This is a genomic window from Nocardia brasiliensis ATCC 700358, from assembly GCF_000250675.2.
Lineage (GTDB): Bacteria > Actinomycetota > Actinomycetes > Mycobacteriales > Mycobacteriaceae > Nocardia > Nocardia brasiliensis_B.
Genome location: NC_018681.1, coordinates 2,984,026 through 3,005,029, shown reverse-complemented (window position 1 = coordinate 3,005,029; position 21,004 = coordinate 2,984,026). Strand labels below are relative to the sequence as shown.

Below are 21,004 nucleotides of genomic sequence, written 5' to 3'. Positions count from 1 at the left end.
GCGGTCTGGCCGCGGAACTTCCGAGACGCACCCTATTGCCGCTGGGCGCGCATTGGCCGAACCACCAGCGACTGCTTGGCCGCTTACGGGCACTACTGGAACGCGCCGAGCAGCAACTGCGCATGGAGCACCATCACGATGCTCAGCAGTAAAGAGAGGCTCGCTTCATCCACATCCCCGGATTTGTCTACTCCCGCCTCTGAGTTCGCGTCAGCGGACGGGCCGTCCAGCCTCGTGGCCGTTGCAGGGTCGCCGTTCGAACCGCCGACGGCGAGTTCATATCCAGCGGTGCTGAACAGCCGGCCACCAGCGCATGATGGGTGGCTATGGAGCGTGGTGTCGACATGATCAAAGTGTGGTTCTTCCTGCCGCGTGATGAGTGGCACCAGTACGAACACGAAGGCATGTGGGCGAGGAGGACTGGGGAGGACACGGCGGTCGTTCAGAACAGCCCGTTCCTAGCGGGCGGAGTGGCTGAGGGTGATGTTGTGCGATTCCGGACAGACTCCGACGGGCGGCATTGGGCAGTTGAGCGCGTCAGTTCTTCTGGCAATTGCACGATCCGTGTCGTACCTGTCCCTACCGGGCCTCTCGGGCGGAGCCCGGAGGCAGTGCATCAGCGACTGTCGGGGTTCGAGCTCGGAGGCGAGGTGTACAGCAAGGACTTCCCCATGGTGGCGTTCACCGTCCCCGCTGGCGCCGACTTCGCTGGGATCAAGGAGCTTTTGGCGCACGGGACGGAGTCGGGATGGTGGCACTACGAGGTCGGGTACGGAACCGCGGAATGGTGGAACGCCTGACCGCTGGTTGTAGTGGCCGGTGCCGTTGAGCGTGAAAGTAGTGCAGCGCCGCGAACCTGCGCTCGATGTGGTTCAACCACGACGAGTAGATCGGGCAGGGATGCTTGGCCAACTCATCAGCCGACCGCCAGAGCTGTCGGTGTGTCTCGGGTTCACCGTCGTTGACGATGGGCGGGTGGAACCCGACATCACCTACGACGCCGCTGCGGCGGTCCGGGTGTATGTGGCCGAGATGGACCGCATTGGCGTGCCGTCGCCCGAGGAGCTCAACTCCCGGGTGCACGGCACCGGTCAGGGTCCCGTCGACTAGACAGATCTGACGGTTGTCATACGCAGAACAACTCGGGTCCACCTAGCCATCAGCCGCGCCGCACCTGGTCCGCTCGGGCTCAACCGAGCCGCAGCCGACGGCTACGAACGTCCCCTGATGCCGCTGGGCGCGCGTTCGTCGTTCGTCCAAACCGATTGGCTGACAACACTTCCCAACGCACGCAAATGCCGAGGACCATGCTGGAACCAGATCAAGGCCGGGTGCAGGCGTGTTCGCGGTTGAACGAGCCGGCGCTTCCGGTGCCGGTGGGGAGGTTGCGGGTGGCGTCTGCGTATGCCTCACCCGGGGTCGCCCCCTTACCGAAGCCCACGATCGGGAACCCCGCGACGATCGAGAGCGGACTCGTCACGACTGCACCACAGCCGTTCGCGAACGTCACCATCATCCGGCAGTCGATGATGCCCTGCCCCTTGCACGTTCGGTCGGCGGCTCGGATGGCGTCGGCTTCGGTTGGGTGGTTGACCGAAAACGCGTAGACGTTGCCCCACACGCTGAGAGAACCGGCGCCCCAGCTGACCGGGTCGTCGGCGGCAGCGGGCGGTGCCGCAAGAACGACAGCGGCACTCACCGAAAGCGCTGCGGTCGCAAAGAATTTGATGAACATGTGGCGTGCTTCCTCTGCGCGCCGACCAGGGTGCGGCGATCGCATGGAAGATACCGCAGCGCATGGACCCGAGATCGCCCCAAGTCTTGGGGGCACGGCAAAAACCGTCACGAACTGCGGTGTCCGTGACGGCTCTCGACAGTCGATGTGCATTGGACCGAGTCCGGGCGACCACTGCGGACTTCCGTCAAAGCCGCTGCCGCAGAAGAGGTTTCGGAGGCCCTCTACGAGGTCGCCACGCCGAACCGGACATCTCTGAAGCAGCAGCCCCCGCAATCAGCGGATCTTGACTACCACCTTGCCGAGCGCGCGTCCGGTACCGACGTAGGACAGCGCTTTCGCGGCCTCGTCGAGTGCGAACGTGTGGTCGACATGGATTCCGATCCGGCCTGCGACACACGCCTCCGCGAGTGGTGTGAAATGCGCGGGCCCTTCCTTCACCGCAAGGACTCCGAGAGAACGCCCGGTCACCAAGCCGGCGAGTACGCCGACCGTCGTCATCCGCAGCAACGCGCTAGTGGTGCCGCCGACGCAGCGGTACCGGCCACCGCGGGCGACCGACCTGTGATAGGCGAAGATCGACCGGTAAGCGACGAGGTCGAGCACTCGCTCGTATGGTCCGGTTCTGGTGAAGTTCTCGACGCGATAGTCGATAACCTCGTCGGCGCCGAGCGTGCGCATGAACGCCAGCTTGTCGGAGTTGTCGACCGCGGTCACGTGCGCGCCGGCGTTCTTGGCCAACTGGATCGCGAACGCTCCGGACCCGCCTCCCGCTCCGTTGATCAACACCGACATTCCGGCAGCGATATCGGCCGTGCCCTGTAAGGCGATCGCCCCGGCTTGGGGCAGGGTCGAAGCTTCGGCGAAGCTCAGCGACGCCGGTTTATGGGCCAGCGCTGATTCAGGAGCCACGGCATATTCAGCGAATCCGCCCTTGAGCATCAGATTGTCGCCGTAGACCTCGTCACCGGGTGCGAACAGGGTGACCTCGGAGCCGACGGCTTCGACCCGTCCGGCGATATCGGATCCAAGAACCGGGCGACGGGGAGTCCGGAGCCCGCCGATGCGTGAATACAGCGGCGTCCCCCGCAGTGTCTCCCAGTCGGAGAGGTTGATCGACGTCGCATGCACCTGGACCAGCACCTGTTTCGGCGTCGGCGCCGGCGTCGGGATATCCGCGATCGACAGCACCTCGGGGCCGCCGTAGCGGTCGTACACGACGGCCCTCATGCGGTACCGGCGCGGAGGATCGAACGACAGCCTGACACGTGACAAAGTCTAATCGGCAGGGCCGCTGCGCGGCCACGCGAACTGTACGCCCGACCTTCTGCACGAGAGCGAGATTCTTTGCCACATAGTGCATCTCGAATCCTCGACGCAGGACACGTAGACCATGCTCCCGCTGACTACCGGCTCTTCGCTCTGCCCGATCATGCGATAAACGAGCCGACAACCGCTGCTCGCGTGCGAAATCAACTCGGAACCTTGCAGTAGTTCGGAGTCGACAACGGTTCCAGGCACCATCAGATCACGCAGGCTGTGCCCTCGCCCAACGCCGGCAAATGCCGAGTTCCGTGTATCCAGTCGGTGTTCACCGCACGCTGAGTGTCGTGGGTGCGTCGATGTGGGTCAGCTTCTCCGGGTTACGGACGAAGTAGAGCCCGGTGATGCGACCGTTCTCCATTCGGAAGGTCATGATGCCGATTTCGTTGTCCCAGCGGACGATGAGTGCGGGATTGCCGTTGACCACGGCGGGTTCGGTGGTGAGGGTGGCGCTGATCTTGCCGAAGCCCACCAGCAGGTTCCGCAGCACTTGTTCGATGCCGATGATCGGTACCCGTGCGGCGGTCTTGATGCCGCCGCCGTCGGTGAGCAGCACGACATCCGGGGCCAGCACGTTGAGAAGTCCTTGTGGGTCACCGGTTTCCAGCGCTCGTTGAAACGACTCCAGCGCCGCCCGCGCCTGGTCAGGGGACGTCACCGAGCGTGGACGGCGGGCTTCGACATGTTGACGTGCGCGGCGGGCGATCTGACGAACGGTCGTCGGCGTTTTGTCGACAGCGGCGGCGATCTCTTCGTAGCTGACGTCGAAGACCTCGCGGAGCACGAATACCGCACGCTCGGTCGGTGAGAGTGTCTCCAGTACGAGCATCAGCGCCATCGACATGGTTTCGGCGAGCTCGATGCCCTCGGCCACATCCGGTGTCGTGAGCAGCGGTTCCGGTAGCCAGGGGCCGACGTAGGACTCCTTGCGGCGTTTGAGGGTTCGAAGCCGGTTGAGTGCCTGGCGGGTGGTGATCCGGACCAGGTAGGCGCGATGATCGTGCACTTGGTCCACATCGACCTGCACCCACCGCAGCCAGGTCTCCTGCAGTACGTCTTCGGCATCGGCGGCCGAGCCGAGCATCTCGTAGGCGACGGTGAACAGCAGATTGCGGTAGCCGACGAACGTGTCGGTCGCTGGGTTGGTCGTTGCGCTGTTCACCGTGCTCCTCATGCTTTGCCGCAAATGCCCGGCAAAGGCTACCGGGTCAGCCGGCGAAGGGTTCGAGCACGAGCCGGCCCCACACCACGAACGCCGCCATAGCCAGATAAACCACGTTCGCCGTGATCACCTTGTATTCCCCGTCCCGGACGTGGACGATCATCGCGCCCACCATCAGCAACGACCAGCACACCGCGGTGACCGGAACCACTGTCGGCGCGATGCCGAGCACAGCGGGCAGAATCAAGCCGACCGCGGCCAGCACCTCCACCGCGCCCATGGTTTTGACGACCCCGGCACTGGCGGTCTCCGTCCACCGCCCGCCCGGCGCCTGAGCCAGTTTCGCCTTCGGGGTGAACGCTTTGATGTTGCCGCTGACGAGCGCGACGACGGCCAGCAGTCCGGTGACGATCCACAACGCGATGTTCATGAGGTTCTCCTTGTTCGAGGTTCGGACCTGAAGACACTCCCTGGCCAATCCCCGTGACATTGCGTGACGCAGGTCACTGAACACTTGCGGAAGGCAGCTGGTGGTCGACCGAGACGCACGCTCTTGCCGCCGACCGCGCGGAGGGTAATGGCCAGACGTACCGATCTGCCGAATTGAGCGCGTTCGGCCCTCGCCCATATCCGGCCGCAAGCTCGTGCGAAGGATCGGCATTCGATCCAGATGCCCGGTCGTCGCGTCGCCCCAGCGGACGCCGGCCGCGTTCGCTAACGCCTGTACCACCAGGCGCCTGACTCGATCAGCGGAAAGCCTTGTGCCGCAGCGCAAGGACGGCACCGACAGCGCTCAGGATCAGGTAGCCGGTGAGTCGCGCCCACCCCGGGAGGTCGAGGTAGTTGAGTACGAACCAACTCTTCGAGCCCCCGGCGAGGTTGTTGATCAGCCCGCCGACACCCTGAATGAGCAGGAGTAACCCAAGTGTTTCGAACATCGCTCTCCCTTATCGATACGATCGTATTGATTTGATACGTGCCAGGGTAGCCTTGGACCTCGACTAGAGTCAAACCAATACGATCGACACGGAAAGGGTGGGCAGTGGGCGGCAAGGGCGCAGCGGTGCGCGGTGTGGGCGCCGCGCACGACGAGCGACGGCAGTCGATTCTGGAGGCGGTGTTCGCGATCGTGGACACCGACGGGGTCGAAGGAATGAGCATCCGTAACGTCGCCCAGCAGGCCGGCGTCTCCATCGGCCGAGTCCAGCATTACTTTCCCGCAAAGGAAGATCTGTTGGCGGCGGCATTCACCAGCATCGCCGAGGTCGGCGGTAAGCGAGTTCAGGAGCAGGTCGCAGCTGCGGGCGCCGGTGACCCGGTCGCGACGCTCCGCGCGATACTTGCCGAGACCATTCCGCGCACCGCCGCCGACCACCGCCGGTTCCGCATCATGCAGGCATTCGAGACGCACGCGTTGCCGCGCCCGAGTCTCGCCGCGCAGGTAACCCAGGGCTACGACGGGCTGATCGACCTGATCGCACTTCTTCTGAGCCGCACGGCCGCAACCGGTCTCGACTTCGCCGAGGCTGCACGCGAACTCCTCGCGCTGTCCACGGGCCTTGCCGGACTGACCCTGACCGGCAACATCACTCCGGAGCAAGCCCAGCACATAGTTTTCGCTCGGCTGGACGCCTTCGTGAGCGGATGTCGAGGATCCGGCTGAAACACGGTCCCGCGGCGACGAACCGAGCCTGGGCCGCGAACGCTGCCGGCCCCGGCGAATCCATGGCATCGGTCGTGACTGCTCGGCGTCTCTGGTGGCATCCGCTACAAGCGCATCCCCGAATTCGGCCCCGCTGTCGCCCGGTTCGGCGCGTGGTGTGCGGCGCGTAAGGCGCATTCACACCTGCGCGTACCCGCCGTCGGCGAAGAACTCGGCACCGTTGACGTACCTCGACGCGTCCGAGGCGAGGAACGTCGTGACCGCGGCGACCTCCTCCGGCTCGGCGAGCCGACCGAGGGGGACGGCACCTTCGGCCTGCTCGAGCATCTCGGGCGTGATCAGCTCGAGCAGACCGGGGGTGCGTGTACCGCCCGGGGACACGACGTTGACCCGGAACCCGTGCGTGCGCGCGCTAAGCGCCCACCCGCGGGCGAGGGTGCGGACCGCGGCCTTCGACGCCGCGTAGATTTCGAGCCCCTGGTTGGGTCGTGTCGCGGCGGTCGAACCCGTCAGGATCACCGAGGCGTTCGTGCTGAGGAATGGCAGCGCTTGCTGCAGGGTGAAGATCGTGCCCTTGACGTTGGTGGCGAATACGGAGTCGATCAGATCCTCGGTCACCTCGCCGAACGGAGCCGCGGTGCCGACGCCGGCGTTGGCGACCAGCACGTCGATGCGCCCGGCCTGGTCGTGCACGGTCCCGTAGAACGCGTCGAGTTCCGCGGGTACCGAAGCATCGCAGACCACGCCGGTCACGCAGGGCCCGAGCTCGCCGACCGCGGCCTCGAGCGCGTCCTTGCGGCGGCCGGTGATGAACACCTTGGCGCCTTCGTCGCGGAACGCGCGTGCTGTCGCGAACCCGATGCCGCTGCTGGCCCCGGTGACCACAGCGACCTTGTCTGCCAAGACGGCCATGCCGCCTCCCTCCAGGTTATGGACTATTACGTCCATAACCTTCGCTGTTATGGACCGGATAGTCAAGAATATTTCGACATCGGCAGGGCTTCCCTCAGGTCGGTCGATGAGTTGTCGCTACCGCGACGGAGTGGGTAGCAACCGCGCCAGGGTGGACCGGGCCACCGTGGTGAGCATGTCGATGTCCATGCCGGTGCGCCCGAGCGCGATGACGCCGAGTTGGGCGACGAGGACCGCGCGGGCGGTCTCGGCAGGGTCGATGGCGGGGTCGAGGTCGCCTTCGCGCTGAGCGCGTTCCAGCGCGGCGGCGAGGATGGTGGCGATCGCGTCGTAGCTGCGGCGGGCCTCCGCGGCCACGTCCGGCGTGCTGGTGGCGAGCTCGGCGTTGCTGTTGGCCAGCAAACAACCCCGGCGCGCCGTTGCCCCGGTCGGGTCACCGGTCGAGCCGAGCACGAACTCGCGGACCAGGTCGATCCCTCGCGCCGCGGCGGCCAGACGCTCACGCAGCATGAGCAGGTTCGCGTCGTCGTAGGCGCGCAACACGCGCAGGAACAGGCTGCGTTTGTCCCCGAACGCCCCGTAAAGACTGCCCTTGCCCAACCCGCTCACGCGCAGCAGGTCGTCCATCGACGTCGCCGCGTAGCCCTTGTCCCAGAACTCGTCGCGAATGGCGAGGACCACGCGATCTTCGTCGAACTCACGAGGGCGGGGCATGCCCCTACGGTACTAGTTCTGGACCGTACGGGCCATAATGGGCGGCGGCAACGCGATCGAACTCGCCGAGCGCTACACGCCGGACGCCTGCTACAAGAAGACGCTGCTCGCCCACCTACTCACCCGATCGGTGCATCGGTCCGGTTCGCGGCTGTTGACTCCTGGAAGTCGACGAGCTCTGCGCCGTGCACCTGCGCCCACCGCGTCAGCATCGCTATCGGCTCTTGGAGCGTCTCGCCGAGCGGGGTCAGGCTGTATTCCACCCGCGGCGGCGCTTCGGCGTAGCGCCGCCGCGCGACCAGGCCGTTGCCCTGCAGGCGGCGCAGGGTCTGAGCCAGCACCTTGTGAGAGATACCGCCGGACAAGGCGACGAGTTCACTGTGCCGCTTGGGGCCGTCTGCCAGCGCGTACAGGGTAACTACCGACCACTTGTTCGCGATGACCTCCATCGCCGTGCGCGCGGGACAGTCGGTCATGAACATGATTCCGGCAGGGGGACGCACGGCCCGTAGGTTACCAAAAGGTACCTAGCGGATTCTTAGCGTTACCGTCATGCACATTGCAGCCCTGATCCTGTCCGTCCTGCTCGCCGTGGCGATGCTCCAGTCCGGAGTGATGAAGTTCGTCCGCCCCGCGTGGATACGCCGATTCGCCGAAGCAGTTCACCTCACCACCTCCCAGCTCACCGTCCTCGGGAGCCTGCAGATCGCCGCGACGATCGGCCTCGTCGGAGGCATCTGGTTCCCGCCCTTCGCGATCGCCGCCGCGATCGGGTTGGTGCTCTATTTCACTGGCGCGATCCTCACCCACATCCGCACCGGCGACCGGAACATGACGGGCGCCATGGTCTTCCTCGCTTTCTCGATCGCGACATCAGTCGTGCTCGTACTCGACGTCCGCCTCGCCTGAGCTCGCGCTCCCACCTAGGCGGCACCGACCGCGCTGCACCACGCCTGTTCGACCTCTCACGAACGTCCGCTCTGTGCCGCATAGCGCGCTCACCCGACGGTCATTGCGGTGGATGTCGAGCGGACCGAGATGCGTTCTACGACTTCACCGGCCGTACCAGCAAGCGCACCGGGTCAAGCGGTGGTGTGGCCGGGAGGTGACCATCGACACGCGACAGGTCCGATGAGCAGGGGCTGGTCCAGCATGCCTGCCGTGAACGACACTCCGGTGACCTTGGCCGCCAGGCGAAGGCTCTCGGCGGGGTCGCAACCCCAACGGTCGTGCGGGAACTCCAATCGGTGGCAGGTCGCGATCGTCCCGTCGATCGCGTACTCCATGCACCGGCCCGAAACACCCCCACGCGACCGCCGCCGTCCCCCTCGGTCGAACACACGGCACCAGCCGTGAAATGCCTGGTGGCGCGCTACGCACCACCGATCGCCATCGACGGGACCGTGCGCGTCGAGCAACCACTCGGCGCGGGCTCCCCCGCTAGGCGGTCATCGATCCAGCGCAGGACCGCGGGTGTAGCAGTGATCGCGAGACTGACATGCTCGCTCAATTGGTCGCGCGTATAGGTGATCTGCGCGCCCGCCGCGCACCACTGTGCCACCGCCTCGTCGGCCAACGCGATGTCGAGGATCTCGTCGTGGACGGCGTTGTAGAAGAACAGTGGCGCGGTAGGGACCACGTCGCCGAAGTCCACGTTGACGAACGACGCCTGTACCTGCTCGAGCAGCTGCGAAAAAGGGATCGTCAGGTAGTCGTCCATACGTAGGAACGCATGCTGAGCGATATTCGGAGCCACACATTTGCTGTCACCCGCCGCCATCAGAGCGTGCCCGGCAGGAGTCAGATATTTGTTGAAAGCCGCTGCCAGAGCGGGATCGGCGCGCATCATGCCCGGCAGGAGCGACGGCAGGAAACCGGAGAACGGACCGGAATCGAGCGACTCCAGGTAGGGGGCGATGGGTAGTGTCCAACCACCCATCGCAACACCGACCAATCGAATTTCGGGAGCGTAGGCGGGTTGGACCTGCGCGGCCCAACTACTACCGATCGTCCCACCGGAATAGCCCGCCACAGCAACTGGGGTGTCGACGCCGGACAAGCCGAGCGGCGTGAATCCCTCGGCGGCCCGCACACCGTCGAGTACGGCGTAACCCGGCTGTTTCGGGGAGAACATCGCCCCCAGTAGCCCCTCCCAGTCCGGCACGGAAATCGCATGACCGGACGACAACATTTGGTCGACCTGTATGAGATCCAGAGCGGAGTCGTACTTGTCGGGCGCTCCTTGCCGCAGCGCGAACGAGGGGGCACACTGCGGGGCCGAGGCATCTTCGGCAGCCTGGTAGCTGATCAGCCCTTTGACCGGCCCGGTTCGTGGGCGCAGCACCGTCGTCACGGTCACTGTGGGTCGGCCAACGGAATCGGTCGTTCGATACAGCAACTGCCACGCATCAGCGTCCTGCGCCTGTGGTCCCAGCGAGGCCACCTCGACGGAGCGCGAATTCAAAATGGTGCCTGGCGGATTCGAACTCCAGCCCGATGGCGGAGTATAGAACGGGTCGTTCTGCGGAGTCGGCCGCGGATCCGCGCTACCGACCGCGATGGGATAACCGGCAAAGCACAGCACGAGCGAGACTGCGATCAGAACCGTACGTAACCGACCGCGCTTTACCACTGAATACGTTGCACCACAGGTTGATACGGCACTGTCCACGTCTCCGACTTCCCTCCCCGGCAGGGACCCGACTCCCGGTGAATCCCCTGAAGTCAGCAAGATTACCTCCCTCGATCATGATCGACACCGGAACCGGAGATAAAGTGATCATGCGCGATTACGGCTGTGCTGAGCCTGTTTGAAGTCCCGGGCCAGATCGGCGTTTACAAGGTCAGGTGTGTCCACAGCACCGTTGGACAGCAGGCTCCGCGCGGTTGTCGCCACCATCCCGACTTTCCCCGCTGTCGAAACCGGATGTGCCGTAGTCGAACTCGCGATCATGAGCGTCGATTGTGGCCGCGAAACCGCCCGCTGCCCTCCCATGCCCGGGATCAGCCCTCGCTTACACTCAACCGCCGATTACAACCCGTCAATGCGCCAATGGAGCAGTGCGGATCCGGACTAATCACTCGACCGAACCTCGGAGAAGTGGTCGCTACGAAACGGGCTTCGGGTATCCAGGGCCCGGCACGCCGACCCGCGCACGACCATGCATTACGACCGGGCGCGGACCAACCTGGATCGCCACGCCAACTATGTCCTCGCTGCCTACATGGCTTCGGGCACATGACAGCTCAACGCACGCACATGCCGATCTGCGCGCATCGCTGCGCCCTGAACCGTCTGTGTAACGAAGCTCTCGGCGCCACCACGTGGCAGCCGGTGCTGGAGTTCACATATAGCCTCGCTGGCGAGTTCGTCCGGGGTTCGAGTCGACGCACAAACGAGGGCCTGGCCGCCGCCCGCCCCTCGCCCGCAGGGCAAAAGAGAGCTGACCGCCGATGCCGTGAAAGGGAAGGCTATCGGCAGCGGAAACTGGTTACCTCATGCGGGCCCAACGCCTCTCCGAATATATCCTCCCCGACGCCGGCACGGACATCTTCACACTCGTAGGTGTTGCCATTAGGTTTGTCGACGATCTTTGCCTTTTTGACTGTGCCCTGGGCGGGCGCGCCGTTTTCCGGCGTGCAGTCCGTTCCCGTATAAGCCCCTTGGTAGCCACCTTCTCCATCGCCATGGATCACCTTGTCGCACACGTATTTGTAGTCCGGAGCGGCAGCGGCAACCGCAGCGGTGATTGTCGCGCTAGCTACGGCCACCAGGCATGCAGCGGCGAGAACGGCGATCCTGGCAGTTCGAACAAGGGGCATCCTTTTGTCCTTCGGCTCCGGGGCGTCGGCGGGCTTGGTTCAAGGGTGAATGCCCAGTATTCGACGCGATCGCGAGTTTGGATGGCACGGCCTTCTGACGTTTCCAGCGGTCAGGTTGACCGTCAGACGACATTCGAGACGGTTGCCAATCGGTGAGTCACAGCTGCTGGCGGGTATGGTTCCATCGACTGGCAGTGCAACCGATGTATACGATAATACGTTGGCGGAGAACATAATTGGACTCGATAAAACCGACGCCGTCCGTGCGGATTCGTCGTTTACGTGGAACTGCTCACCATTGACTCGGTCGAGTGGTTCAGGAACCACAGGCTCCTGCATGGGCTCGGCCGCACGGCCGACACCAGGGCACGGCGACGGTGCGCTGCCCGAACGGCTACTTCGGGGTGATGAATTGTGACAGCACGGTGGTGGTGCTGCATCCAGCCGGCACCGGAGTATCGGTGTCGACGCGTTCCCTCAGCCAAGAGAACGCGGCAGGGGAGGCCGAGAAAATCGTGCTCAAGTGCTCGGCCAGCTGCTCACGTACATAGGTGACCCGAGCCCCACGAGCACAGAGGTCTTCGACCATTCGGTCGGTCGGGCCCACTGGAATCACTTCGTCCTGCACAGCTTGAAAGACATAAAGCGGCGCAGCTGGTGCGTGGGTACCCAGTCTGGCCTGGTTGATAACGTCCGCGAGCGGCGGCAACGCCAGGACCTGGTCCAGCGGAATGTCGAAATACCGTTTCCAGTCGCCGAGGAACTGCTGGGCGAGAGTGGTGGACAAGCATTGCGTCTGGATCTGATCCATCACAGCCGCGCCCTCAGATGTCAGGTGCGGTCGCATCGCCGCTTTGACCTCGGGATAGGTGGCGTAGTAGGAGGACAGGCCGCTACCGACTATGGCCGAGAAGGGTCCACCGTTCGTGGTGAACAATGCTGCATTGATGTCAGGCCCGGGGCCGCCGTACGCCGCGCCGGTTATATTGAGCTCGGGTGCGTAACTGGGTTGCAGCTCAGCCGTCCACCCCGTCGCGAACCCGCCACCTGAGTATCCGTACAGACCGACGCGGGTCTCGGGGCCGAGACCGAGCGGAGCGAACTGGGTGGCCGCGCGAATGCCATCCAGGGTCATGTAGCCGGGCTCTCGCGCAACCGGGAAGTGGCCGAATCGCCCGCCGAAATCAGGCACCGACACCACCCAGCCGTTCTGCAGCGCAGTTTGCAGGTCCATCAACTGCCCCATGGTCTCTGTGGAGGATTGGGCACCGGCCTGCAGCCCATAGGACGGGACACATTGCGGACCGGAGGCGTCCTCGAACATTTGAAGCGACACCAACGGTCGGTCCCCTCGGACATTGTTGGGCAGGAACACCGTGGTGACGGTGACATCCGGCTGCTCGAACACGTCGGTGGTGCGATAGAGCAATTGCCAAGCTTGGGCCGGCAACGGCACCACCGACTGGACAGGCCGGGATCGCAGAATCACGCCCTGCGCCGCGGACTCGAAACCGGCTGGTGGCTGGTAGAACTCATCCGCCTGCGGCAAAGGTGGTGCCGCAGCCGCCGTATTCGGGGAAAAAACCACCGGCCCGGCCAACGTCGCCATGACGGCCACTGCGGCGACGCCGAACCAGTAGACACGTCGCTGGGCATTACTGGACATCTCGACCTCCACTGTTCGGATGGATCGGCCTCGCGTCCGCAGAGCCCGGCAAACCTGTTGTGCCGCCGCCTATTAATTCAGCGAAATCCAGCCCAAAGGGCAGCACTCGGACCTAGCTTTGTCCTGACGCATCCGCACTGGAGGCCACGTCGTAACTGCGGGTATTCAAAACACACGCACCGCATTCGCGGCATTGGGCCAGATGATGAGCAATGCTGAAGCATGTATTCATGCAAACTACCAAAATCATATTGATGAGTGTGAGATCGACAGGTGGAATCTTCGACCCGCGCTACGAGCCCTGGGGGTCTGCCGCACGTCGACCGCCACCCAACTATCTCCTCGCCGCCTACATGGGCATCGTGCCCCAGGGTCTCCATTGAGGTAGGCCCCCTGACTCAACGCACTCACATGCCGCTTACGGATCGGCGCAGCCGCCCAGCCTGACTCCCACTGAGTGAAGTACATTCGCTGCGGATCTTGCGGCAGGTCAACGCGGGCGGGTGTTAGATGGTGGTCAAGATGTTCGGCGCTCTCGGACTGTTCAGCGGGATGATCGCCGTAGCGACGTTTCAGCTTTGGTGGATGCTGTCGCGTCCGCGGGTAGAGGTCGAGGTCGGTGCCGACTTCTACGACTCGTCTCAGTCGTCGGGTGTCGTCACCGATGTCTACTACCCGGTTGTCGGCGGTTGGCTGTATCTACTGTTGCTCGCTACGCCGTTGGCTCTGGGGATCGCGATCGGAACTGCTTTGACACGCGCTGGCTGGAGTTTGACTCGAGAGAGATGAGCCAGCGAAGGGGCTCGGGCCGACGCGGGGAACGCACGCGCATGCCGATGAGCCGATGGTGGTGCCCGCTGCCAAGCCCCCGGTAGTCGGGACTGCTCGGTTATGTGTCGTGCACCTACATTCTGATCTGGTAGCTAACCCGGCGACGTGGATGCTCCGGGTTGATCTGCTGATCAACGTGTTCGTGTTGGAGGACTTATCGATGTTTGCTCATATAGCGTCGCTGCCCCGGGTGTTTCGTGCCCGCTCTTCGATGCGACCAGGGCTGTTGGGCGGCAAGATACCCGTGGTGGTGAAACAGGTGAGTGGACAGGAGCTTCTCGCGCTAGGCGACAGGGCTCGCGGAAGATTCAGTGCGTATGGTCGCCCGCGTTGGACCGCGGCGCACCTGGACGAGATAGCTTCGGTTCTGCTGATTCCACTAGTCCGGAAAAGCGGTCCTGATGGGCGACCAATGGCATGGCGGTGTTATGCCGGTGTCACCCTGACGGGCAAAGGAACGGTCGTCTTCACCCTCGATGTTTCGATCGCAGATTTCCACCGATTGTCCACAGTAAGCGATCCCTGGGTTGTCGCCGAAGCACTGCTGCCGCATGCTCCACACCTGCCGATCGAAGAGTGAGGGTCCCGAGCCTCAGCGGTCGCGTGCCGCCGGGGCCCAGGACACTGTCATGCCGCAGCAGGGCCTCGCACATGCCGACGACAGCGCGGTTGCCGGTGGGGCGTAGTCACAGGTGATCATCGGTGAGTGTGAAGGGGTCCTCGCCGGATTTGTAGAGGCACCATTCCTGCCAGAGGTTTTCCGGGTCGATGTCGCGATATCCCCGGGACTCGTCCATCACATGCCGCATTGACAGCGGCAGCATCATGGCGGGGGCGTTGTCACGCGCGTCGAGGAGCTCGGCCTCGGTCAAATCCGAGCCCTTGTCCTCTTCGCTGGACAAATCGTCTTCGGCCGATTCGAGGACGAGATCCAGCAACCAGAAACTCAGCTCCCAATCGGCCTTATTCGCAAGCAGCAGATCAACGAACTCATCGAGGCGTGCCGGATCGGATACCTCGATGGGCCAGTCCTGCATCCAGCTTTCGTGCGCGATGTTCGCCAGTTGTGCGACTCGCGACGCTGAATCACGGCCCGGATAGATCATGCGGTTGAAGGTAGCGAACTCAATAGCCGCGAGGAGTGGGTGCGTCGGATGGCCAGACGTTCGGGAATTCGGTCATCAGCGGATTGGCATCGACCATGCGGGTCGCCAGGACGATACGGACCGGGTCGATGCCCTCGATGGGGACGGTGGTCAGGCCAGCTATGGCCGTCACCGCGTTTCAGGCGCATCCTATGAGTGCGCAACGTGGGCGCGCGTGGTCGGCGCGCTCGGCCCTGGCCCGCGAGGAGGAACGCATGGAGAGCGCGCCGAGCAGGACGGCGATGTTTGCGGCCGTGTCGCGTGGATTGTTTCGGCTGGAGACGGCGTCGCCGTGGGTGCTGGACGATGCGCTGGCCCTGGTGCTTGTGGGCCCGGTATGGCAGCAGCTGCGAGACCAGTTCGATCCGCTGTTCCCCGACCCGGTGCGTCGCGAATCCCGGGCGGCTGTGTGCACCCGCAGCCGATACGCCGAGGACCGGCTGGCCGCCAGCGCCTTCACCCAGTACGTGATTCTCGGTGCGGGGCTCGACTCGTTCGCGTGGCGGCGGCCGGATCTGCTCGGCTCGCTGACGGTGTTCGAGGTGGATCACCCTGCCTCCCAGGCATGGAAGCTCGAGCGGGTCAGGGAACTCGGCCTGCCGCTCAGCGACTCGCAGGTATTCGTGCCGGCGGATTTCGAGGCCGGACCGGTTCAGGATGCGCTGGGCCGGGCCGGGTTCGACTGGGCACAGCCGGCGATGTTCTGCTGGACGGGCGTCGCCCCCTACCTGACGGCACCGGCGATCGAGTCGGGGTTGCGCACGATCGCGGCGGCTGCTCCCGGGTCCGAGGTGGTGTTCTCCTACCGAGCCGAGGACTCCGCACTCGACGACGTGGGGACGGAATTCGCCCGTATCTACACGCCGATCGCGGCTTCTGTCGGCGAGCCGCTGCAGCCCGGCTGGCCGGTATCCGAGATCGAGAGGCTGATCAGCCGGTGCGGACTGAAAGTCGTGGACCATCCCGCACATGCCGACCTCCAGCAGCGGTACTTCGCCGGCCGTACCGATGGTGTGCGGCCCTATACCTTCGAGACACTCGTGGCCGCACAGGTCACCTGAGCGGGCAGGCCATGCCAGGCCGGATGATGATGTAGCATTAGAACATGCGTTCGAACGGAGCTTACGAAGAGCAGCTCAGCGCCCTGGAGGGTGCGCTGGCTGGGCTGCGGGGCCTCGATGTGGCGCGGGGTAGCGAGGAGGAGTTGTCGGACCTGCTGGATCGACTGGAGGCTGCCGCGCGGATGCTGGCGGGGTTGATCACACGGGTGGCTTATCGGCTGCGGCAGTTGCGCGAACCGATCTGATTCACGGCCGCAACGCGGACGGATCGATCGCCAGCAGTGTGTGCAAGGCGGTTTCGCCGTCGGCGGTGACGCGGACGGCGCGGCCGGTGCCGACGCGGGTGATCCAGTCGCGTTCGAGGAGGCGATGACAGATCTGCGCGCCCGCGATACCACCGAGATGGGTGCGTCGTTCGGTCCAGTCGAGACAGGGCCGGGCGAGCGGGCGGCGCGTCCCGCGCAAGGCGGCGGGCGCGATGCCCAGGGGTCCGGTGAGCCAGGACAGGCCGGCTTCGGTGAGGGCGAAGCCGGTGTCCTGGTCGAGCAGACCGCGCTCGGTCATCGCGTCGGTGATCGCGACCCCGAGGCGTCCGGCCAGATGGTCGTAGCAGGTCCGGCCCCGCGCCAACGCCGTTGCGACAGTGGCGGTTCGCAGATTCGTCACGGCCGGGCGCGACGGTTCGAGCTGGGTGACCATCGTTTCCAGCAGCTCGGCGACCTGCGGCCCCGCCAACTGCACGTAGCGGTGCCTGCCCTGGCGCCGTTCGACCAGCAGCCCGCCGTCGAGCAACCGGTTCAAATGTTCGGTCGCGGTCGACGCGGCCACCCCCGTGTGCCGGGCGAGCTCGCCCGCGGTCCACGCCCGGCCGTCGACCAGCGCCAGGCACATATCGGCGCGGGTGCGGTCGGCGAGCAAGGCGGCGAGACCGGCCAGTTCGGCTCCTCGGGATGACACCACCCCATCATGGCGCGCCCTCGTTTCGGCGGCGACCGAAATGTCGCGGAGATACGGTCTCGCCATGACTCGGACACCGCCCATGCTCACCGACCCCGACCAAGTGCGCCAAACCTTGATCGACGCACCGGTACCCGTCGCGCCGCAGGTGGACGCGCCGATCGGTGTCGCGTGGTTGCGCGCGCACGTGCCCCGGTTCCGCGAGGGCGCCGAGCACCGCCGGCTGCGCGCACTGGTCGTGGCCGAGCTGGACCGCCTCTCCCCCGCCGACCTTCGTGCGCGGGCACGTGCGGCGGGCGGCGCCCTACCTCATATCCGTGCCTTGGCGGAAAAGCTTGGACTGCAAGGCATTTCAGAGGAAACGGTGACGTTGGTCGCCGCTCACTATCAACCGCACGAGCCGGACGACGCCGCCGCCGACGCGGCAGTAGCGGATTTGGTCGCCGCCTGCGGCGGCGTGCCCGATGACGCGACGGCGACGCGAATCTGCCTGCTGGTACAGGCCTGTGCCGCGATCACGGCGCTCGTCGCCCACGTACGGGAGTCAGACCCGCACGGCAGCGCGGAGGAACGCATCGCCCGCACCATGGACGAACATCCGCCGCTGCGTTCGACCCGCCGGGTGATCGACGGCGAACTGGTCGAACTCGACATGCGCCACCCGGGACTGGGTTTCGGCGTCGGGCCGCACGCCTGCCCGGGCCGGGCGCACGCCATCGCACTCGCCGCAGGCATCATCGAGGGATCAGCGTGAACAAGACCGAGACCTTCCACCGACTACATCACCGTGACGAGCCGTTGGTGCTGCCGAACGCCTGGGACTTCGGTTCCGCGGCGCTGCTTGCGGCCGAGGGGTTTCCGGCGATCGGCAGCACCAGCCTCGGAGTCGCGGTCGCGGCGGGCCTGCCGGACGGCACCGGCGTCACCGCCGCGGCCACCATGGCGCTGGCCCGGCTACTCGCCCGGCTGCCGGTGCCGGTGACCGTCGACATCGAAGGAGGTTTCAGCGAAAGGCCTACGGCCGTCGGCGAATACGCCGCGCAGCTGGCCGAGATCGGTATCGCAGGAATCAACGTGGAGGACGGCCGCACCGAAAACTCGCTGGCCGCACCGGAACACCAGACCGCGGTGATCGCGGCGATCAAAGCGCACGCGCCGCAACTCTTCGTCAACGCGCGCGTCGACACGCACTGGCTGCACCTCGATGCCGACAGCACGCTCGACCGGGCCGCGCGGTACGCCGCCGCGGGGGCCGACGGCATTTTCGTCCCCGGTCTCACCGATCCCGCCGCGATCGAACAGCTCGTCGCCGCCGTACCGCTGCCCGTCAACGTCCTCTATTCGCCGACCGGCCCGTCCCTGGCGACCCTCGCCACCCTCGGCGTCCGCCGGATCAGCACCGGTTCACTGCTGTACCGCACCGCACTCGCCGCGGCCGTCGACACCGCCCGAGCGGTCCGCGCCGACACTCCGCTGCCCACCGCGGCCCCGCCCTACGATCGGATCCAAGCCCTCACCCAGTGAGATCGCCGAACACCGAGAGTTTCTGCACCGCAATCTAGTTGCCCGCATCGCGCGATCGCAGCCGTCGGGTCACCGGACCGGCGCGGCACCGCCTTGCTCGACGACCGCGCACCCGGCAAGCCTCCGCCCGACTACGCGTCGATCTGCGCTATCGGCCCAGCACCGCGGAGTCAACCACGCATATCGGACAGTCGGAGTGCCCGTGGTGTCTACCATTGAAGCCAGCGGCCGACGGCCGAAAGGGGCTCGCGATGTTCGAGAAATTCTCCGATCACGCTCGGCGAGTGGTGGTGTTCTCGCAGGAAGCCGCCCGTGATCTGCACCATGACTACATCGGCGCCGAGCATATGCTGCTTGCTGTCCTCGACCTGTGCGAGCGCGAACCGACCCTCGGCGCCGCAGAGGCGTTGGCGCAGCTCGGCATCGAACCGAAAGCAGCGCGGGCCCGGATCGCGCTGCAGCCGGGACCAGATAACCTCAACGTGTCCGGCTACATCCCGTTCACCAAACAGGCCAGGAAGGTACTGGAGAACAGCCTGCGTGAGGCGCAGGCCCTCGACGACGCGCACATCGGTCCGAGCCATCTGCTCCTGGCGCTGACCAGCGCGGCGGCCGCCGATCCCGAAACACCCATCGGCACCGCGATCACGGCGTTGGCGCTTTCACACGAGAACCTCCGCGCGGCGCTGCGGGCCGGCACCGCGGCACGGGCCGCCGCCTTGGTGACGCCGCAGTTCGCACCGCAGGCGATCAAGGCGCTGGCCGTCGCCAAGGTGCACGCCCAGCAATCCGGCAGCAGCACAGTCGATCTCGGTCACCTGCTGCTCGGCCTGCTCGCACTGGACGACGACGTGGTGCGCCCGGCTCTCGACGCCGTGGAGGTGGATCGGGACCGGCTCGCCGACGAGGTGCTCGGCAGGCTGCCGCGCCGCGAATGACGCGGTTCTAGTGTTTGTGCACCACCCGCTCGCCCTGTCCCGGCTTCCAGATCGTGATGTCCAGGTGATCATCGATCACCTCCACCGTGGAGGCACTGCTCAGGTCGGCGATGTAGAAGTGGTCGAACTTCTGGCCGCGGATGTCGAACCCGGATTCGTCGAACAGGTGCTGGGCGAACCGCTCGTGCAGTTGCTGGTCGGGTAGATCGACCACGGTGCCGAACAGTTTGGCGTCACCGTCGCCGACCTGGGTGTCGACCGTGGCGGTGTGCAGGCAGAACCGCGGATCACGCGCCAGGTCACGGAATTTCGTCGTGTCGGGCATCCCCGAGATCACCAGATTGCCCTCGAAGAACCGCGGTTCCACCGGGCTGATCCGCGGGAATCCGTCCGAGCGGAGCGTGCCCAGCATGCACAGGTTGCCGGTCGCGGTGTGCCGGCGCACGAACAGTTCGGCGATATGCGGTGCTTCTTCGGCGAAATCACTCCAAGTGGTCATGCGCTGGACAGTACGCGCAATCCTTGTCATCTCCTGTCAACTTTTCCGGTTAGTCTCGAATCCATGCGCGCGAGCCGATTGGTGCAACTACTGCTGCTGTTGCAGACCAGAGGGCGATCGACCGCCGGCGAGCTCGCCAAGGAACTCGAGGTGTCGGTGCGCACGGTGTACCGCGATATCGAGGCGCTGTCCGCGGCGGGCGTGCCGGTGTACAGCGAGCCGGGCCGGGCGGGCGGCGTACAACTGGTGCACGGCTACCGAACCCGGCTCACCGGGTTGACCATCGACGAGGCCGACGCGGTACTGCTCACCGGATTGCCCGGCGCGGCAGCCGATCTCGGCCTCGGTACGGTGCTCGCGACCGCACAGCTCAAGGTTCTCGCCGCGCTGCCACCCGAATTACGCGGCCGCGCGACCAGAATCGCCGAGCGAATCCACATCGACGCACCGGGCTGGTTCCATCGCCCCGACGAGACGCCCACCCTCAACACCGTCGCGGACGCGCTCTGGCACGACCGCCGCCTGCACCTGCGCTACGGCCGCAAAGACAAGGTCGTCGAGCGCCTGCTGGATCCGCTCGGCCTGGTCATGAAGGCGGGCACCTGGTATCTCGTCGCCCGCGACGGCGGCGCGGTCCGCTCCTACCGGGTCAGCCGGATCGTCTCGGCCGAGCCGAACGGCGAAACCTTCACGCGGCCGGACGATTTCGATCTGGCCGCGCGTTGGTCCGCGGCGGCGGACGATTTCGCGCAGTCGATGTTGCGGGTCCGGTCCCGCTGTCGGATGGCCGCGACCCAGCTGCGACTGCTGCGCCTGTGGCACGAGCCCGCCGCGGTCGCGGAGGCGCTGGCGTCGGCGACCGAACCCGATGCCGAGGGCTGGGTCGAACTGACCCTGGCCTCGGAAGCCTGGGACGTTCTCGCGCACGCCATCCTGCCGCTCGGTGAGTTCATCGAGGTGCTGGACCCGCCGGAACTGCGCGCGCGGTTGGCCGAGACCGCCGCCCGCATGCACGCCCGCTACCATCCAGGTTAGGACCGTAACGTTCCTAA

28 protein-coding genes are annotated in these 21,004 nt (G+C 65.5%); 12 read left to right on the top strand and 16 right to left on the bottom strand.

Going from position 1 to position 21,004, the window contains the following annotated elements; genetic code table 11:
• Positions 1–92: 92 nt before the first annotated feature.
• Positions 93–398 (bottom strand): hypothetical protein, encoded by a 306-nt coding sequence (locus O3I_RS45520; RefSeq protein WP_167829088.1) that lies wholly within the window; start codon positions 396–398, stop codon positions 93–95.
• Here O3I_RS45520 and O3I_RS13560 point away from each other — a divergent pair.
• Positions 327–800 (top strand): DUF4265 domain-containing protein, encoded by a 474-nt coding sequence (locus O3I_RS13560; protein WP_014983493.1) that lies wholly within the window; start codon positions 327–329, stop codon positions 798–800. The genes O3I_RS45520 and O3I_RS13560 overlap by 72 nt on opposite strands.
• Positions 801–975: 175 nt before the next feature.
• Complete coding sequence (locus O3I_RS46780; RefSeq protein ID WP_272944295.1) at positions 976–1,110, top strand: hypothetical protein; 135 nt, start codon at positions 976–978, stop codon at positions 1,108–1,110.
• Between the two features lie 211 nt (positions 1,111–1,321).
• On the opposite strand, the gene O3I_RS13550 is transcribed toward O3I_RS46780, so the two are convergent.
• The 5 genes from O3I_RS13550 to O3I_RS13530 form a co-directional block, all read right to left on the bottom strand.
• Positions 1,322–1,735, bottom strand: coding sequence for a DUF4189 domain-containing protein (locus O3I_RS13550; protein ID WP_014983492.1), 414 nt, complete (start codon positions 1,733–1,735; stop codon positions 1,322–1,324).
• Positions 1,736–2,011: 276 nt separating this feature from the next.
• Entirely contained in the window at positions 2,012–2,965 is a 954-nt protein-coding gene (locus tag O3I_RS13545) for an NAD(P)-dependent alcohol dehydrogenase (RefSeq protein WP_014983491.1), read from the bottom strand.
• 361 nt (positions 2,966–3,326) lie between these two features.
• Positions 3,327–4,232, bottom strand: coding sequence for an RNA polymerase sigma-70 factor (locus O3I_RS13540; RefSeq protein ID WP_171904519.1), 906 nt, complete (start codon positions 4,230–4,232; stop codon positions 3,327–3,329).
• 34 nt (positions 4,233–4,266) lie between these two features.
• The gene (locus O3I_RS13535) at positions 4,267–4,650 is read right to left on the bottom strand and encodes a DoxX family protein (RefSeq protein ID WP_014983489.1); all 384 of its coding nucleotides are present in this window, start codon (positions 4,648–4,650) and stop codon (positions 4,267–4,269) included.
• A 316-nt stretch (positions 4,651–4,966) separates the two neighbouring features.
• Entirely contained in the window at positions 4,967–5,158 is a 192-nt protein-coding gene (locus O3I_RS13530) for a hypothetical protein (RefSeq protein ID WP_014983488.1), read from the bottom strand.
• 104 nt (positions 5,159–5,262) lie between these two features.
• Between O3I_RS13530 and O3I_RS13525 the strand changes: the two genes are divergently transcribed.
• The gene (locus tag O3I_RS13525; protein ID WP_014983487.1) at positions 5,263–5,883 is read left to right on the top strand and encodes a TetR/AcrR family transcriptional regulator; all 621 of its coding nucleotides are present in this window, start codon (positions 5,263–5,265) and stop codon (positions 5,881–5,883) included.
• A 177-nt stretch (positions 5,884–6,060) separates the two neighbouring features.
• On the opposite strand, the gene O3I_RS13520 is transcribed toward O3I_RS13525, so the two are convergent.
• The 3 genes from O3I_RS13520 to O3I_RS13510 all read right to left on the bottom strand — a co-directional run bounded on the left by O3I_RS13520 (position 6,061) and on the right by O3I_RS13510 (position 7,991).
• Positions 6,061–6,795: an SDR family NAD(P)-dependent oxidoreductase gene (locus O3I_RS13520; protein WP_014983486.1), complete on the bottom strand. Its 735-nt coding sequence runs from the start codon at positions 6,793–6,795 to the stop codon at positions 6,061–6,063.
• Positions 6,796–6,912: 117 nt separating this feature from the next.
• The gene (locus O3I_RS13515) at positions 6,913–7,509 is read right to left on the bottom strand and encodes a TetR/AcrR family transcriptional regulator (RefSeq protein ID WP_014983485.1); all 597 of its coding nucleotides are present in this window, start codon (positions 7,507–7,509) and stop codon (positions 6,913–6,915) included.
• Between the two features lie 119 nt (positions 7,510–7,628).
• A complete protein-coding gene (locus tag O3I_RS13510; protein ID WP_014983484.1) occupies positions 7,629–7,991 on the bottom strand; it encodes a winged helix-turn-helix transcriptional regulator in 363 nt (120 codons plus the stop codon).
• Between the two features lie 70 nt (positions 7,992–8,061).
• Between O3I_RS13510 and O3I_RS13505 the strand changes: the two genes are divergently transcribed.
• The gene (locus O3I_RS13505) at positions 8,062–8,418 is read left to right on the top strand and encodes a DoxX family protein (RefSeq protein ID WP_014983483.1); all 357 of its coding nucleotides are present in this window, start codon (positions 8,062–8,064) and stop codon (positions 8,416–8,418) included.
• A gap of 463 nt (positions 8,419–8,881) precedes the next feature.
• Here O3I_RS13505 and O3I_RS13495 read toward each other — a convergent pair whose 3' ends face one another.
• From O3I_RS13495 to O3I_RS13490, 3 genes are all read right to left on the bottom strand, one after another.
• The gene (locus O3I_RS13495) at positions 8,882–10,180 is read right to left on the bottom strand and encodes a lipase family protein (protein ID WP_237748296.1); all 1,299 of its coding nucleotides are present in this window, start codon (positions 10,178–10,180) and stop codon (positions 8,882–8,884) included.
• 800 nt (positions 10,181–10,980) lie between these two features.
• The gene (locus tag O3I_RS44815; protein WP_141692296.1) at positions 10,981–11,331 is read right to left on the bottom strand and encodes a hypothetical protein; all 351 of its coding nucleotides are present in this window, start codon (positions 11,329–11,331) and stop codon (positions 10,981–10,983) included.
• A gap of 394 nt (positions 11,332–11,725) precedes the next feature.
• The gene (locus tag O3I_RS13490; RefSeq protein ID WP_141692295.1) at positions 11,726–12,997 is read right to left on the bottom strand and encodes a lipase family protein; all 1,272 of its coding nucleotides are present in this window, start codon (positions 12,995–12,997) and stop codon (positions 11,726–11,728) included.
• Between the two features lie 510 nt (positions 12,998–13,507).
• Here O3I_RS13490 and O3I_RS13485 point away from each other — a divergent pair.
• Complete coding sequence (locus O3I_RS13485) at positions 13,508–13,786, top strand: hypothetical protein (protein ID WP_014983479.1); 279 nt, start codon at positions 13,508–13,510, stop codon at positions 13,784–13,786.
• A gap of 151 nt (positions 13,787–13,937) precedes the next feature.
• On the top strand, positions 13,938–14,408 hold the full coding sequence (locus O3I_RS46280) for a hypothetical protein (RefSeq protein WP_237748295.1): 471 nt from the start codon (positions 13,938–13,940) through the stop codon (positions 14,406–14,408).
• 106 nt (positions 14,409–14,514) lie between these two features.
• Here the strand turns inward: O3I_RS46280 and O3I_RS46045 are convergent, their stop codons facing one another.
• Both O3I_RS46045 and O3I_RS45515 read right to left on the bottom strand, forming a co-directional pair.
• Entirely contained in the window at positions 14,515–14,934 is a 420-nt protein-coding gene (locus O3I_RS46045) for a hypothetical protein (RefSeq protein ID WP_014983478.1), read from the bottom strand.
• 19 nt (positions 14,935–14,953) lie between these two features.
• Complete coding sequence (locus tag O3I_RS45515) at positions 14,954–15,106, bottom strand: hypothetical protein (RefSeq protein ID WP_167829136.1); 153 nt, start codon at positions 15,104–15,106, stop codon at positions 14,954–14,956.
• A 19-nt stretch (positions 15,107–15,125) separates the two neighbouring features.
• Here O3I_RS45515 and O3I_RS13475 point away from each other — a divergent pair, with 19 nt between their 5' ends.
• Both O3I_RS13475 and O3I_RS13470 read left to right on the top strand, forming a co-directional pair.
• Positions 15,126–16,034: a class I SAM-dependent methyltransferase gene (locus tag O3I_RS13475; RefSeq protein WP_202804932.1), complete on the top strand. Its 909-nt coding sequence runs from the start codon at positions 15,126–15,128 to the stop codon at positions 16,032–16,034.
• A 44-nt stretch (positions 16,035–16,078) separates the two neighbouring features.
• A complete protein-coding gene (locus tag O3I_RS13470) occupies positions 16,079–16,279 on the top strand; it encodes a hypothetical protein (RefSeq protein WP_014983476.1) in 201 nt (66 codons plus the stop codon).
• A 1-nt stretch (position 16,280) separates the two neighbouring features.
• Here O3I_RS13470 and O3I_RS13465 read toward each other — a convergent pair whose 3' ends face one another.
• Entirely contained in the window at positions 16,281–16,991 is a 711-nt protein-coding gene (locus O3I_RS13465; protein ID WP_041563747.1) for an ArsR/SmtB family transcription factor, read from the bottom strand.
• Positions 16,992–17,055: 64 nt separating this feature from the next.
• Between O3I_RS13465 and O3I_RS13460 the strand changes: the two genes are divergently transcribed.
• The 3 genes from O3I_RS13460 (at position 17,056) to O3I_RS42605 (ending at position 19,453) form a co-directional block, all read left to right on the top strand.
• Positions 17,056–17,745 carry a hypothetical protein gene (locus tag O3I_RS13460; RefSeq protein WP_063632248.1) on the top strand — a complete coding sequence of 230 codons (690 nt, stop codon included), beginning with the start codon at positions 17,056–17,058 and terminating at the stop codon, positions 17,743–17,745.
• Positions 17,742–18,515 carry an isocitrate lyase/PEP mutase family protein gene (locus O3I_RS13455; RefSeq protein ID WP_014983473.1) on the top strand — a complete coding sequence of 258 codons (774 nt, stop codon included), beginning with the start codon at positions 17,742–17,744 and terminating at the stop codon, positions 18,513–18,515. The genes O3I_RS13460 and O3I_RS13455 overlap by 4 nt, the downstream gene beginning before the upstream one ends.
• Positions 18,516–18,766: 251 nt before the next feature.
• Positions 18,767–19,453 (top strand): Clp protease N-terminal domain-containing protein, encoded by a 687-nt coding sequence (locus O3I_RS42605; RefSeq protein WP_014983472.1) that lies wholly within the window; start codon positions 18,767–18,769, stop codon positions 19,451–19,453.
• Between the two features lie 7 nt (positions 19,454–19,460).
• On the opposite strand, the gene O3I_RS13445 is transcribed toward O3I_RS42605, so the two are convergent.
• Positions 19,461–19,952 carry a pyridoxamine 5'-phosphate oxidase family protein gene (locus tag O3I_RS13445; protein WP_014983471.1) on the bottom strand — a complete coding sequence of 164 codons (492 nt, stop codon included), beginning with the start codon at positions 19,950–19,952 and terminating at the stop codon, positions 19,461–19,463.
• Positions 19,953–20,015: 63 nt separating this feature from the next.
• On the opposite strand from O3I_RS13445, the gene O3I_RS13440 reads away from it, so the two are divergent.
• The gene (locus tag O3I_RS13440) at positions 20,016–20,987 is read left to right on the top strand and encodes a helix-turn-helix transcriptional regulator (RefSeq protein WP_014983470.1); all 972 of its coding nucleotides are present in this window, start codon (positions 20,016–20,018) and stop codon (positions 20,985–20,987) included.
• Positions 20,988–21,004: the final 17 nt, after the last annotated feature.

Coding starts and splice junctions, on each gene's coding strand:
- O3I_RS13560 (WP_014983493.1), top strand. CDS start 327: ATGGAGCGTGGTGTCGACATGATCAAAGTGTGGTTCTTCCTGCCGCGT.
- O3I_RS13550 (WP_014983492.1), bottom strand. CDS start 1,735: ATGTTCATCAAATTCTTTGCGACCGCAGCGCTTTCGGTGAGTGCCGCT.
- O3I_RS13545 (WP_014983491.1), bottom strand. CDS start 2,965: ATGAGGGCCGTCGTGTACGACCGCTACGGCGGCCCCGAGGTGCTGTCG.
- O3I_RS13540 (WP_171904519.1), bottom strand. CDS start 4,232: ATGAGGAGCACGGTGAACAGCGCAACGACCAACCCAGCGACCGACACG.
- O3I_RS13535 (WP_014983489.1), bottom strand. CDS start 4,650: ATGAACATCGCGTTGTGGATCGTCACCGGACTGCTGGCCGTCGTCGCG.
- O3I_RS13530 (WP_014983488.1), bottom strand. CDS start 5,158: ATGTTCGAAACACTTGGGTTACTCCTGCTCATTCAGGGTGTCGGCGGG.
- O3I_RS13520 (WP_014983486.1), bottom strand. CDS start 6,795: ATGGCCGTCTTGGCAGACAAGGTCGCTGTGGTCACCGGGGCCAGCAGC.
- O3I_RS13515 (WP_014983485.1), bottom strand. CDS start 7,509: ATGCCCCGCCCTCGTGAGTTCGACGAAGATCGCGTGGTCCTCGCCATT.
- O3I_RS13510 (WP_014983484.1), bottom strand. CDS start 7,991: ATGTTCATGACCGACTGTCCCGCGCGCACGGCGATGGAGGTCATCGCG.
- O3I_RS13505 (WP_014983483.1), top strand. CDS start 8,062: ATGCACATTGCAGCCCTGATCCTGTCCGTCCTGCTCGCCGTGGCGATG.
- O3I_RS44815 (WP_141692296.1), bottom strand. CDS start 11,331: ATGCCCCTTGTTCGAACTGCCAGGATCGCCGTTCTCGCCGCTGCATGC.
- O3I_RS13490 (WP_141692295.1), bottom strand. CDS start 12,997: ATGTCCAGTAATGCCCAGCGACGTGTCTACTGGTTCGGCGTCGCCGCA.
- O3I_RS13485 (WP_014983479.1), top strand. CDS start 13,508: ATGGTGGTCAAGATGTTCGGCGCTCTCGGACTGTTCAGCGGGATGATC.
- O3I_RS46280 (WP_237748295.1), top strand. CDS start 13,938: ATGCTCCGGGTTGATCTGCTGATCAACGTGTTCGTGTTGGAGGACTTA.
- O3I_RS46045 (WP_014983478.1), bottom strand. CDS start 14,934: ATGATCTATCCGGGCCGTGATTCAGCGTCGCGAGTCGCACAACTGGCG.
- O3I_RS13475 (WP_202804932.1), top strand. CDS start 15,126: ATGAGTGCGCAACGTGGGCGCGCGTGGTCGGCGCGCTCGGCCCTGGCC.
- O3I_RS13470 (WP_014983476.1), top strand. CDS start 16,079: ATGCGTTCGAACGGAGCTTACGAAGAGCAGCTCAGCGCCCTGGAGGGT.
- O3I_RS13460 (WP_063632248.1), top strand. CDS start 17,056: ATGACTCGGACACCGCCCATGCTCACCGACCCCGACCAAGTGCGCCAA.
- O3I_RS42605 (WP_014983472.1), top strand. CDS start 18,767: ATGTTCGAGAAATTCTCCGATCACGCTCGGCGAGTGGTGGTGTTCTCG.
- O3I_RS13445 (WP_014983471.1), bottom strand. CDS start 19,952: ATGACCACTTGGAGTGATTTCGCCGAAGAAGCACCGCATATCGCCGAA.
- O3I_RS13440 (WP_014983470.1), top strand. CDS start 20,016: ATGCGCGCGAGCCGATTGGTGCAACTACTGCTGCTGTTGCAGACCAGA.